We start from the raw sequence: 242 nt of genomic DNA on the forward strand, positions 1-242 counted from the left end.
CGCGCCGGTGCTGGGCCCCCAGCGCCGCGATCAGGCCGCCGGTCGAGTGGCCCAGAAGCACGACCTGGTCGTGCCGCTCCCGCACCAGGCGGACCTCGGCGTCGATCTCCTCGGCGTAGACCGCCAGCGACCGGGTGTCGTTCGGCTCCCGGCCCGCGCGGGTCGACCGGCCGTAGTCGCGCAGGTCCCGGGCGTACAGGTCGTAGCCGCGGTCGGCGAGCGCGTCGGCGGCGTGCGTCTGG

General features: G+C 76.9%; 1 protein-coding gene. It reads right to left on the reverse strand.

The window, feature by feature from the left end:
• A partial coding sequence (locus KVT14_RS21035; RefSeq protein WP_217617359.1) for an alpha/beta hydrolase occupies window positions 1-242 on the reverse strand: 242 nt, incomplete at both ends.

Origin of the sequence: Cellulomonas sp. GbtcB1 (assembly GCF_019091725.1) — a bacterium.
Lineage (GTDB): Bacteria > Actinomycetota > Actinomycetes > Actinomycetales > Cellulomonadaceae > Cellulomonas.